12 protein-coding genes and 1 tRNA gene are annotated in these 12,642 nt (G+C 40.2%); 7 read left to right on the top strand and 6 right to left on the bottom strand.

What is annotated here, in order from left to right:
- From SIO70_RS01990 to SIO70_RS01980, 3 genes are all read right to left on the bottom strand, one after another.
- The gene (locus SIO70_RS01990) at positions 1-807 is read right to left on the bottom strand and encodes an oxidoreductase (RefSeq protein WP_320578979.1); all 807 of its coding nucleotides are present in this window, start codon (positions 805-807) and stop codon (positions 1-3) included.
- 425 nt (positions 808-1,232) lie between these two features.
- The gene (locus tag SIO70_RS01985; protein WP_320578977.1) at positions 1,233-1,532 is read right to left on the bottom strand and encodes a helix-turn-helix transcriptional regulator; all 300 of its coding nucleotides are present in this window, start codon (positions 1,530-1,532) and stop codon (positions 1,233-1,235) included.
- 132 nt (positions 1,533-1,664) lie between these two features.
- Positions 1,665-2,075: a hypothetical protein gene (locus SIO70_RS01980; RefSeq protein WP_320578975.1), complete on the bottom strand. Its 411-nt coding sequence runs from the start codon at positions 2,073-2,075 to the stop codon at positions 1,665-1,667.
- A gap of 500 nt (positions 2,076-2,575) precedes the next feature.
- Here SIO70_RS01980 and SIO70_RS01975 point away from each other — a divergent pair, with 500 nt between their 5' ends.
- Positions 2,576-3,385 carry a helix-turn-helix transcriptional regulator gene (locus SIO70_RS01975; RefSeq protein ID WP_320578973.1) on the top strand — a complete coding sequence of 270 codons (810 nt, stop codon included), beginning with the start codon at positions 2,576-2,578 and terminating at the stop codon, positions 3,383-3,385.
- A gap of 84 nt (positions 3,386-3,469) precedes the next feature.
- Entirely contained in the window at positions 3,470-5,926 is a 2,457-nt protein-coding gene (locus tag SIO70_RS01970; protein ID WP_320578971.1) for a TonB-dependent receptor domain-containing protein, read from the top strand.
- A gap of 159 nt (positions 5,927-6,085) precedes the next feature.
- On the opposite strand, the gene SIO70_RS01965 is transcribed toward SIO70_RS01970, so the two are convergent.
- Positions 6,086-7,291 (bottom strand): M57 family metalloprotease, encoded by a 1,206-nt coding sequence (locus SIO70_RS01965; protein ID WP_320578969.1) that lies wholly within the window; start codon positions 7,289-7,291, stop codon positions 6,086-6,088.
- A gap of 665 nt (positions 7,292-7,956) precedes the next feature.
- Between SIO70_RS01965 and SIO70_RS01960 the strand changes: the two genes are divergently transcribed.
- The 4 genes from SIO70_RS01960 to mug all read left to right on the top strand — a co-directional run bounded on the left by SIO70_RS01960 (position 7,957) and on the right by mug (position 10,809).
- Positions 7,957-8,028, top strand: a tRNA-Met gene (locus SIO70_RS01960).
- A gap of 239 nt (positions 8,029-8,267) precedes the next feature.
- Positions 8,268-8,501 carry a hypothetical protein gene (locus SIO70_RS01955; RefSeq protein ID WP_320578967.1) on the top strand — a complete coding sequence of 78 codons (234 nt, stop codon included), beginning with the start codon at positions 8,268-8,270 and terminating at the stop codon, positions 8,499-8,501.
- 545 nt (positions 8,502-9,046) lie between these two features.
- Positions 9,047-10,120, top strand: a complete 1,074-nt coding sequence (locus SIO70_RS01950) for an SDR family oxidoreductase (RefSeq protein ID WP_320578965.1) — start codon at positions 9,047-9,049, stop codon at positions 10,118-10,120.
- Between the two features lie 185 nt (positions 10,121-10,305).
- Entirely contained in the window at positions 10,306-10,809 is a 504-nt protein-coding gene (gene mug, locus SIO70_RS01945) for a G/U mismatch-specific DNA glycosylase (RefSeq protein ID WP_320578964.1), read from the top strand.
- A gap of 65 nt (positions 10,810-10,874) precedes the next feature.
- Here mug and SIO70_RS01940 read toward each other — a convergent pair whose 3' ends face one another.
- Together SIO70_RS01940 and SIO70_RS01935 are read right to left on the bottom strand one after the other, a co-directional pair.
- The gene (locus SIO70_RS01940) at positions 10,875-11,099 is read right to left on the bottom strand and encodes a ferredoxin (RefSeq protein WP_083722560.1); all 225 of its coding nucleotides are present in this window, start codon (positions 11,097-11,099) and stop codon (positions 10,875-10,877) included.
- Positions 11,092-12,351, bottom strand: a complete 1,260-nt coding sequence (locus SIO70_RS01935) for a peptidase U32 family protein (protein ID WP_320578960.1) — start codon at positions 12,349-12,351, stop codon at positions 11,092-11,094. The genes SIO70_RS01940 and SIO70_RS01935 overlap by 8 nt, the downstream gene beginning before the upstream one ends.
- Positions 12,352-12,516: 165 nt before the next feature.
- On the opposite strand from SIO70_RS01935, the gene SIO70_RS01930 reads away from it, so the two are divergent.
- On the top strand, positions 12,517-12,639 hold the full coding sequence (locus tag SIO70_RS01930) for a hypothetical protein (protein ID WP_320578958.1): 123 nt from the start codon (positions 12,517-12,519) through the stop codon (positions 12,637-12,639).
- Positions 12,640-12,642 lie beyond the last annotated feature (3 nt).

Here is a 12,642-nt window from a genome sequence, read left to right as displayed (position 1 = left end):
TTACTTCATTTGTCTAAGAATTATCTTATCCATCAATTTGTCTGAAATAATTTTTCTTATACCCAGAATCGGCTTTGCACCAAAACCTCCAACATAACGTGTTTTTGGATTTGTAGATTCAATACTTTTTTTAATCAATTTAGCAATGACAGAAGGCGCTGGCAGGTTCAGGTTAAGGGTGGATTTTTCAGCACTTTTAGCCATTTCTTTATAAGCGGTATGGCCAGAAATACGCATCAGATGATCGTTTGCAATTTCAGCCCATTCAGATTTAATACCACCTGGTTCTATCACGATCACATCGATACCAAATTCCTTTACTTCCATTCGCAAAGCATCACTCAATCCTTCTATTGCAAATTTACTGGCATGATACCACCCAGCCAAAGGAAATGCAACTTTACCTCCAATTGATGAGATGTTTACTATTTTGCCATATTTATTATCTCGCATTTTAGGCAATACTAACTGCGTTAAACGCATTGCCCCAAACACGTTTACTTCCAGTTGATAACGAGCGTCTTCTATTGACACATCCTCAATTGCACCACCTGTACCAAATCCTGCATTGTTGACCAATATATCAATGGTTCCTGCTTCTGTAAAGATGTGGTCAACACATGCCAAAATGCTTCCTTCGTTTGTGACGTCCAATTCAATTGGCTTAATGCCATATTCTTTTAAATCCCGCATTTTCTCTGTTCTTCTTGCCGCGCCATAAACATTGTAACCATTTTGCGCTAATAAAGTTGCGGTTGCTTTTCCAATTCCTGCAGAAGCTCCTGTAACTAAAACTGTTTTTGCCATAAGTATTTTTTATGGTGTAAAATTAGTTGAAGCTTCTACATGAAGGTTTTCTCAAACGTCCAGATTAGTTTGGTGAGAAGTCCAGATCATTAAAAAGTACAGGTCTGGCAATTAAGTCGAGAGATTTGCAGGATTTTTTATTTGGTATGACTATAAATATGCCAATAACTTCTTCCATTTAGTCAAACGTTTTCCATGTATTAGCACTGCCAGGTGATGGTAAGTTCAGACATGGTCTTCTGGAATGGGGTATAATATACTTAACAAATGTGTGGAGATTTTATTCATCATAGATAAAACTCCAAGTTGAAAGGCTTAAGGCTTTTTATCAGAGCGGCTTTAATAGAAAAATTAACTTACAATAATATATTCTCCTGTTGTACAGTAGTTGAAAAACATTATATATTTCCTCTACTCAAACCCAATTAAGCAATTTTCTTCCTCGGTTTTTTTTGCAAACGTTCGTTTGATATATGTATAATAGGTTCTCCCAGTTCTGCTTCTAATTTAGCTAATGTCATTAGGGTCAAATTATGATTACCCTTTAACCATTTATTGATTTCAGACGGCTTTTTTTTCATTTTTTCAGCTAAGTCCTTCTGTGTATATCCTTTTGCTTGCAAAATCTGGTTAATTCTTATAACAATATCTGTGTATTGTCTTACAAATATCCTCACCTCCTCCGGTGTTTCCTCTTGAATGTCCTTTGCGACTTTACTTCTCATATCATTAAATTTTTATAGGATGATCTCTTCATCGCCATTGTTAGTACGAATTGTCCTTTTCCTATGGTCAACAATAATTTCTTTATTCATTATCGCCTCTTCTATTCTTCGGGCAAACTGACATGCTTCCCGCTATTTTAAGTTCAAATCTTTGCTCGCCTGATTGGTTAATGCAGACTTTATACCGCCATTAAATAAAACGACCAAATTAGAATGATTATTAACTCTTAAAGCGTATAATCTTAAAGGGAAATTAGGAAAGAATAATGTAATCTCACCTAGATTTGCTTTCCCCTGGTTAGGTAAACCGACTACTTCATTTTCAAATCGATTGAACAACATATCGACGGCTCCATGATCTTCTCCAATACTATCTAAAACAAAGCTTAACAATTCCTGCGTAGGCTTCTTGTATTCAGCTATTGCATTATATTTCTTAAAGAACTTATCAGTTTCACAAGTACGGGAATCCTCTTTGCATACCGCATAAAAAGTACATTTCTTAGCTTCGTTATCCCAAATTTTCAATACAAATTTATTCACTTATAAGTTAATTTACAAATTTTAGTGTTTTAAACATATTATTATATATGTGATATTGTAAAATGCTTAATGAACATAAATAAGCACTTTGCTGATAGCGTTTTGGCAAATACCATTTATATTCTGCTTTGGAAGAAGAATATAAATATGATCGCAAGTTTCAGCTGAATTATAGTTGCGTAAAAAGCCCTCTAATAATAAGCTAGTTCAATAAATATTTTAATCAATGCTCAATCATCGTTCACAAGTTCCAATGCTAATTTTTTACAGCTCACAATGGATGAGAGATTACTTAACGATTATCAAAGTTGTTAGGGGTAACTTAGGTTGAGTTATAATGGCATACTATCTTCCTGGCACGTGATAATAATTTAGCTATGTAAGCACCCGAGGGCGAATACAACGAAATGATGCTCCGTATGGTGAGCGAAGGCATTTTTCGCAAAATCCGGATAGTTCATCTTTTTTGTTTTTAAAAGATTATGATAGCTTCGTAACTGATGAAAGCGATACCTGTTAAGTCGAAGATCAATAGCAACCAGCTGTTGAAGATCAGTCCTTTTAAAGAGGTGATCAAGCCAACAGTGCCGCATAAGCACGCCGATTATTTCGAATTGATCGTGCTGGAACATGGTGCCGGTTACCATACTATTGATGACCAAAGCTACGACGTACTGCCACCGTCGATCTATTTTCTGAAGCCTGGCCAGGTCCATTGCTGGGATTTTACCCGGATACCTAAAGGCTATGTGATCCTCTTTCGCGAAGAATTACTGAACCGCAAAAGCCTGGAGATCGTGTATAACTTACCAGTGGTTATACAGCTAAAGGAGAGCCCTATGTTGTTGGACCTTGTCAAATGCTTCTGCCAGGACTACCAATCTGCTGCTCCCCCTGCTATCCTGGAGGTTTATTTACAACTGATCCTATTAAAGGCAGCGGAAGAATCCAATGCGCAATTACGGGATGGCAAGCCCTTCAATCCGATCTATTACCAATTCAAAAGCCTTGTCAATGTACATTTTCAACAGATCAAAAAGATACAGGCATATGCTGAAATGCTGCATTTGCCAGGGGCACAATTGAACACTATTTGCAAGACAGCCTCCGGCAAAACACCTTCTATGATATTGAATGAACGTATTGTACTGGAGGCCAAAATACTGTTATCCAATACAGAATTATCCATCAAAGAAATTGCAGCCAGCCTGGAATTTTCGGATCCCTCACATTTTGTAAAGTTCTTTAAGCTGTATACCAACCTTACCCCGGGTATATACCGGGAACTGGCCTTTGCGAAGCGTCCTTAATTTTATTATACCATAATTGCATAGCAGGCTACCATTAATACAATGTGGCAGGTAATATTTTTGTAAGGTTTAATATCGGCCATTATGAAACTCCTCTGCCTGCTTATTTTATTATCCGGAATATTTACTGCCTCGGCACAAAATGCTATTATTAAAGGCAGGATCATCGATGCTCAAAGTCAGTCGCCTGTGGAATACGCAAGTGCCGCATTGTTTAGCACAATTGATTCAGGCCTGGTAGCAGGTAGCATCAGTAACACCAGTGGTATATTTAAGATCAAAAAAATTGCGCCGGGAAACTACCTGCTAAAGATCACATTCCCGGGCTACGAACCACAATACCTAAAAAATAGTGTAGCTGGAAATTCGGATATTGACCTGGGCATCATCCGCCTTACCCCTTCATCTAAAATGCTCAACGAAGTCGCCATATCCGGGCAGAAAATAACTGCATTGAACAAGATCGATAAACAAAGTTATAAAGCAGGGCAATTTGAATCCGCTAAAGGAGGTTCTGCTATCGATGTCTTGAAAAATCTGCCATCTGTAACTGTCAACTCACAGGGAGACATCAGTGTGCGGGGTGCTGCCGGTTTTATGGTACTGATTAATGGTAAACCAGTGCTGGCCGATGCACAAACTGTGCTGACACAATTGCCTGCCAACGCCATCGACAATATTGAACTAATCACTGCACCCTCATCGAAATATGATCCTGATAGCCACGGTGGTATCATCAATATTATGACTAAAAAGGGAGTTAACGATGGGTTCACACTAATTGCCAATGCCCAGGGTGGACTGCCAAGTACTACTGATTATAATAATCTGAAAAAACCGCAACGCTTTAATGGGGATATAACGATCAATTTTAAAAAGAAAAAATGGGATGTTTCGATCGGGGGAAATTATACACGGAATGACAATGAAGGATACCGGGAAGGCAATGCTTACACCAAAAATATTGCTGCTAACACGATCACCCGCTTTCCCTCCAATGGAGAGCGCAGCTTTGATCGTTACAACTATGCCGGGCGTGCTTCCATAATTTATACGGCTAATGCCAATAATGTGATCTCGGCCGGATTTTACAGCGGTAAAAGATACCAGGCACGCTTAGCAGATCTGCTTTATCATAATACCACCTCAAACCTTAGTACCGGTGCGCTTATCAACAGCGCAACCTACTTTAACTCCAATCTGCAAACCAAAGAGGGTACATTTAATTTAGGTAACCTTGACTATACCCATATTTTTGCCAATAAATCGAACTTAACGGCCGGTTTGCAATATGAACATGACAACTTATACGGCGGAACTTTGAACCGCAACCTGGAATACCCCAATACCAACGATACCATCCAATATGTAAACAATCCCTATAAACGTCCAATCAGTGCATACCGTTTTAAACTGGATTATACAATTCCTATTGGCCAGGGCAAGCTGGAGAGCGGGTACCAGTTCCGTCATGATACCCAGCAAGGCGACTTCGACTACTTCGTAACTCCGGCAACCTCGCAACCTGACATTGATAAGTTTAAAGGTAGCACAAACGCCATCAATGAGATCAACTCGGTTTATAGCCAGTATTCCGGTAAAACAGGTCAACTGGAATATAATGGAGGTCTGCGTTATGAGTATGCGACAAGAACGGTTCATTTATCTTATGACGTGCAATCCCACATCCTGAACCTATCCAATTTGTTTCCTGCTGCCAACCTTTTGTACCATTTAAACAAAGCATGGGAACTCAAGACCGGCTATAGTAAACGTATACAGCGCACAAGCAACCTGGAACTCAACCCGATTCCGGAACGTGAGCACTCCGAAACGCTGGAGGAGGGCGATCCTGACCTGTTGCCAGAATTTATAGACCTCGCTGAACTAGGTATAAACCATACATTTGATAAAGGCTCATTTTTCAGTACCATTTATTATCAGCATGTTCAGAACCCTATCCAGCGATTAAACAGTGTTTATGCAGATACTATCCTTAACCGCGTTTATACTAATGCAGGTGCAGCCCGCATGTGGGGGCTGGAGGCCGGATTGAATGTAAACCTTTGCAAATGGTGGACGCTGTATGTAGGCGGCAATATATACAATTATAAAATCCATGGAATTGCTTCAATCCTCAATGTGCCGGTTACCATTTCTAATAATAAATGGGCTTACTCGTTAAATGCGAACAACAATTTCCAGCTTGGCAAGACTTCGAGTATTCAAGTTAATATCAACTACCTGTCCAAACGACCCACTGCACAAGGAGAGGATGGTGCATTCCTTGTACCCAATACTTCGTTTAAAAAGAGTTTGATGAATGGTCGTCTAACCGTTTCTCTGTTATGGCAGAATATGAATATTGGCTTCCTGGGTGCCAATAAACAGCGTATTACTACTTCGGGGCCTGCATTTTATACCACTACAAATTATATTTCAGAAACCGATGTGTTCCTGATCAATCTGAGTTTTAATTTGAACCGCTTTACAAGCAAACTGAAACTACCGACCAGCGAAACGGGTAACCGGGAATTTTAAGGATTCATTAGGCATTGCCAATGCATTGTTAACAACTGCGTTGAAGAGAGCGTATCAAAAATAAATAGACCTCCTCAGAAGTGCATGAAGGACTACCTCTCTCCATTAGGTACCCCAATAAACGAGGCCGTATCTTACTAAAGATACGGCCTCGTTTTATTAATACACGTAACCTACAGGGGCTTGAAGTACCCAGGCACCGCTACCAGCGCCTAATTCTGCATAGTTGACAGTATAGAAATTTACCGAGCCGGGATATGTGTAATGATATAGTGGGCGGGTTCCTGCTACCTGTGTAGTATACAGGTATCCAAGAATGCCTTTATAAGTATATCCACTTGATCCTGCATCATTAAGAATAGTAGTATAGTAACTATCACCAGTAGTACCTATTTGATAACGGTATAAAGGTACAGTACCTGTTACCTGGGTAGGGAATATATATCCACTGGTGCCTGGTTCTGCAGAATAACCATTAGCAGCAACTCCTAACTCAGCGCTGTTAAGCGTATAAAGATGTCTGGAACTTGAAAGGTTCCAGTATCGCAATATTCGTTTGGTACCCGGGTAATTTGGATAAACGATACCAGCAGCAATATAATCATAGAAGCTCCAGGTGGTCACGCTTGGATTAGTATTAAATATAGAACTGGCATCTCCGTCGGGTGTTTCCGGAATCGAAGTACCCGTTGAACTATCATCTGTATGTGTAAAACCAAAGCAATGTCCAAATGCATGTATGATTTTAGCGGTTTTCTGATCCGCAGTAAGTGAATTGTAATAGAGGTTCACATTTACTGACTGACCTGCATAACCCAGTGCATCTGGATAACTGGCATATTCGGTAGTAGGAGTAGTAGCATCAGTGTATGTACCCACTCTTATACTGGCCCCCGCAGCTGTAGTAGTAAGGGTAATCTTTACCAGGCAGTCTATATTATTCCATGACGTGATAGCTGCATCCAGGGCCGTAGACCAGGCAGCAGGAATAGTAGGATCTGCATACACAGTGATAGATGGTGCAATATTGCTACCTACAATAAATGCATAACGTCGTTGACCTAAACGCCCTTCGGCGCCAGAACTGTTTGCCTTTGAATAATGATCTTTTGCTTGTTGTAATGAAAGAATTACGTCTCCCCCTACAATAAATTGTTGTTTTACGGAATCAAAAACAATTTTGTTTGAAGTTACGCCTGTAACATCAGTGATGAATGATGTCAGTGTTGCCAGTTCGCCAATTGGTTTAGTGCTTTGGGATATCTGGTTTTCTTTTTTACATGATGCCAGCACTGTGGCTGATAACAATAGGGCATAGATCGGCTGGGACAAGGTTTGTCTCATGTCCGTTAACTTGGTTAACATGATTGGGTATTTAAATGATAAAATAAACAATGCAGAAAGCCTGTTTGAGTCGTTGCGCAACTTTAAATAGACTGCTACAAAAAAATAAAGGGTTATTTTAATATTATATAATCAGGTATAATTGGGTTCTCTTTTTATGTAGTGGAATAGTAATTTGTGTCTTAAACAAATATAAAATATATTTTTTTAAAAAAGAAGTCTCTTTACCCATTTTAAAAATGGATTATTCTTCGTTATGAACTACTAGTATATTATTTACATTACCGTCAAAATATCTTATGTGGATTCTCTGTAACTGAATTTTATTATATTAATTGTATTAGTGTGCCGTAATCTTCTCATGAAGTTGATTTATAGGTTTATTTAAATGCTACAGTATTTGAAGTAGTATGTAAAGGCGTTGATGTATGAGGTGTAGGGTATCATTTGCAGGTTAAATGTATAATAAAGCTATACAATTAAAATAAAATGGCATGTATTAGTTATTGAATTTTTATATCTCAATTGGTAAAATAGCAACTATGAAAGCCCCGCTATAGTTATGAATTGTTCCTTGAATTATATTGACAACCTCTCATTTTTTATAAGCTTCCGGAGATCTTATCGCCTGAATTTTGAAAATAGATTAGGTGGATGATATTTGTTTACATACATTTGCGACTCATTGTGAGGTAGAGCAGAGGTAGCTCGTCGGGCTCATAACCCGAAGGTCAGAGGTTCGAATCCTCTCCTCGCTACAAATAACGGTCCCGGCTATGCCGGGACTTTTTTTGCAATTGGATGTAATGCTCAACAAATCCATTATTCATTAAGGATGCACCCTTAATCAGCTGTCATTTACCGAATCACCTTTACTACCGCTGCCACAATACCCGATTCATCCTGTACCCCGGGGGCTTTTTCCGCTCCTTATCATTCTTTAGCATTTGCAATCTGCTTCGTAAGTTTGTATTAGACCTCCATAAAACACCAGCGAATGTTTGATACACTATTTTTCCATATTGCGGCAAAGATCGTCCTCTCCGACCCGGAAAAAGAAATTATTAAAACATTCTTTACTGCCAGAAAATTCAAGCGTAAGCAATTTTTGTTGCAGGAAGGAGAAACCTGCAAACAATTGAGTTTTATTGCCAAAGGGCTGATCAAGTCTTATAATGTGGATGATAAAGGAGAGGATCATATTAACCTGTTTGGCTGGGAAGGCTGGTGAGTATCTGATTTTTATAGTTTTCTGTCTGCTACCCCTGCACAGTTAAATATTGAAGCCATTGAAGACACAGATGTGTTGCAAATAACGCTGGCAGATTATTAAGCCATGCTGGTGAAGGTGCCAGTGATGGAACGGTATTTTCGTATTTTATATCAGAATAGTATTGTTACTAAGGAGCGACGGCTGATGAGCTCAATTACGCATTCTGCGGAAGAGAAATATCAACATCTTTTACAGCATCATCCTGAAATTATAAAAAGAATTCCTCAGACACTGATTGCCTCCTATCTGGGGCTTGCGCCAGAAACTATTAGCAGGATCAAAAGGAATAAGATGCCATAATGCATTTCCTGAAAGTGGCTTACCCAAAACAAACTCAGCCGGATTAAAAGTAATCAAACGCGATAATACAAGCCCAGGGAATTGCTTAATACAATCTATTCATCCCTGGATATTTTTACAATAAAACCCACCCACATTTTTCTTGACACAGATCAACCCTCGTCTTCTCAGGACAGGATAATTTTGCAATAAAACCAATTGATATGAGTCAGGATAAAGTAGCACTTGTAGTAGGTGCCAGTGGTATTGCAGGAGGGAATCTATCTGCATTACTGATTGAAAATGGATGGACCACTTATGGGCTTTCCAGATCACCAAAAGCTGATGTAAAAGGATTGATACCTGTTGCTGCTGATCTGCTGGATATAACTTCATTGGAAGCCGCACTGAAGGATGTAACCCCCAGTCATATGTTTTTTACTACCTGGATGCGCAATGAAACAGAAGCTGAAAATATACGGGTGAATGGCGCACTGGTGCGTAATTTATTGCAGGTATTATCGTCGCGTACATCTGTACGTCATGTAGGGTTGGTGACTGGTTTGAAACATTACCTGGGGCCTTTTGATGCTTATGTAAAAGCAGGCGTTTTGCCATTGACACCTGTCAATGAAGAACATCCAAGATTGCCGCTGGACAACTTTTATTACAGCCAGGAAGATGAAGTGTATGCTGCCGCCGCAAGAGATGGATTTAATTGGAGTATTCACCGCCCGCATACAATTATAGGTAAAGCTGTGGGCAATGCCATGAATATGGGGAGTACCCTGGCTGTGTATGCCAGTATCTGTAAGCAGGAAGGCCTACCCTTTGTATGGCCAGGTTCTGCTGCGCAATGGAATGGGATTTCTGATATGACAGATGCCCGTATGCTCGCGGAGCAGATTCTCTGGGCAGGTACCACACCAGAGGCAGCGAATGAGGCATTTAATGTGACGAATGGAGATGTGTTTAGATGGAGCTGGATGTGGGGTGAAATAGCAAAGTATTTTGGTGTTGAACCAGTAGGATTTGATGGAGAAATTCATCCGCTGGAAAAAAGACTGAACGCGTATGAGGACGTGTGGGTAAAGATTGCAAACGAGCATGGGTTAGCGCACACTGAAATGGGGAAAGTCGCTTCTGCATGGCATACTGATCTGGATTTGGGAAGGCCTATTGAGGTGATGACGGATATGTCTAAGAGTAGAAAGTTAGGTTTTACAGCGTATAAGAGTACGAGAGATTCATTCTTTGAATTGTTTGATCAGCTGCGAAAAGACAGGATTATTCCATGATAAAAAGAACTGCTTTTTAAAGTCTGACTTCCACAAACATAGGTGGTTTCGTTTTTCATAAATGGGAGATCTCATAAATGGGAGATCTCATTTTTTAATAGATTTACCTTTTTAATAAATTTACTTTTGTGATGAATTTCGAATGATTGAATTCGAAAAAAAAATAATCAACACAAACACCACCCATGTTAAATGATCTTATTGCCGAAAAACTAACTGTGATTTTTTGCGGGATCAATCCGGGATTAAAATCTGCTGAGGAAGGACATCACTTCTCCGGACGAAGTAATCGTTTTTGGAAAGTATTGCACCAGGCAGGTTTTACACCACATGAAATAGCACCAGTGGATGATAAAACGATTGTTAGTTTTGGTTATGGACTTACTACTGCTGTAGCGAGAGCCACCAACCGTGCAGATGAGTTGAAAAAAGAGGAGTTTGCGGATGCTATTGAGGCATTCAAAACTAAGATGACCTTGTACAATCCGAAATATATTGCCTTTCTTGGTAAACCTGCTTACACAGCCTTTTCACAAAAGAGAGAGGTGGCATGGGGAGCGCAGGCCGAAGAATTTTGTGGTGCGAAAGTTTGGGTGCTGCCTAATACCAGTGGATTAAACCGGGGATTTTCGCTCAGTGATCTGGTTGTGCATTATAAGGAATTATACAAGGCGATAAAAGCATCATGAAATGAACAAAGGATTTGGCTTACTGCTACTTATAGTAAGTTAAAGAATGTGCATTAGCACACTCTTTAACTTACTGTCTTTATTATCTTCACCGGGCACGCTGCTGCCACTCCCTTTGCCTCCTGCAGCAGGAGGTTATTCACCAACAAAACATCCGTCTCCCGCTTCTCCTCCGCCCCCAACAACACCGCCTTGCCATCTTTACGGCTCATCCGCCACAACTCCGGTTGCATCTCAAAACAAATACCGCAACCAATACATTTATCTCTGTAATGTATAATCTTAGGCATTTGTCAGTTTATATAATTTATCTGTTGCTGTCACCTTATGAGGAAATGGAAATGTTATGCTATCACCTTTTACCGCCTTGTCCTTTTTCTCTCCATTCACCAGCACTGTATCAAAACTGATCTTCTCCATCCCAAATGCATTACCTGTTAATAACAATTCATCGCCCTGCTGTAAGGTGCCTTTTTCTATATAGAACTCCCCTACTTTGATCTGCGGATAGAAACGTACGCCTTTACCTGCGTAAATCTTTTTCTCTGTTGCGATTGAATCCGGCTTATTTGTCCACTGCCCCATTTCTCTACCCAGGTAGTAGCCTTCCCAGAATCCACGGTTATAGACGGTGGATAAGCGTGCCATCCAGTCTTCGACCTTTGCTGCATTGTAAGTACCTTGTTGTATAGCAGTAATCGCTTCACGATAACAGGTGGTCACGGTATGTACATAATCCGCCCCTTTGCTACGACCTTCTATTTTTAGTACTGTTACACCAGATTGCAATACTTCGTCAAGAATGTTAATAGTACAGAGATCCTGTGGAGACATGATGTATTCATTATCTATCTCCAATGATTCTCCTGTTTCTGCATCTGACACTTTATACTTACGGCGGCAGTTTTGTAAACAGGCACCGCGATTGGCAGAGGCATTTTTGCTGTGTAAACTCAGGTAGCATTTCCCTGAAATAGCCATACACAGCGCACCATGTACAAAGATCTCAATCTTTACCAGTTCGCCGTTAGGCCCCTTGATCTGTTTGCGTTTGATCTCGTTGCAGATAAAAGCAATTTGCTTCAGCGTTAATTCACGCGCTAATACAATCGTATCCGCAAAGCGTGCGAAGAACTGTACGGATTCCAGGTTACTCACATTCGCCTGTGTGGATATGTGCAGAGGAATACCCATCACTGCGCATGACTGTATCACAGCAAAGTCAGACGCTATCACTGCATCCACATTGTTTTCTTTTACCGCTTTCAATACCGCCTGCAGTAATTGCATGTCATATTCATACATCACCGTATTCAGCGTGAGATAACATTTTACCCCTGCTGTATGGCAACGTTCACTTACTTCCGCAATATCACTGATGGTAAATCCGCCGGAGGAACGGCTGCGCATGTTGAGTTGTTCTACTCCAAAATAAATGGCGTCTGCACCGGCATTAATAGCAGCCTGCATAGCCTCGAACGAGCCTGCAGGCGATAATAGTTCTGTGTCCATATGTGTGTATCCCGTTGGCATGACGGGCATGCAAAGTTAATTTTTCCGATCAACGCAGATCCTGACGAAGATCAGTATCCATGACCAAACAAACTGACGAAAATCAGTTCCAAAAAATAGGAAGAATTTGTGGTTTTCCTAAAATGCCTTATTATTGCTTCTGTGTGAAGCGAGGTTACGAGTTATATGTGAATAATGCCCACTTTATTTTATGGTGCTGAGCTGATCACCGACGCTTCTTCATACTACAATTCTTTGATGACGGGTGCTTACATACGCCCATTCACGCTGGAAGTGTCACTCAATTTTAAATGCTGATGT

Origin of the sequence: Chitinophaga sancti (genome assembly GCF_034087045.1) — a bacterium.
Lineage (GTDB): Bacteria > Bacteroidota > Bacteroidia > Chitinophagales > Chitinophagaceae > Chitinophaga > Chitinophaga sancti_B.
This window is presented reverse-complemented; position numbering and strand designations above follow the sequence as displayed.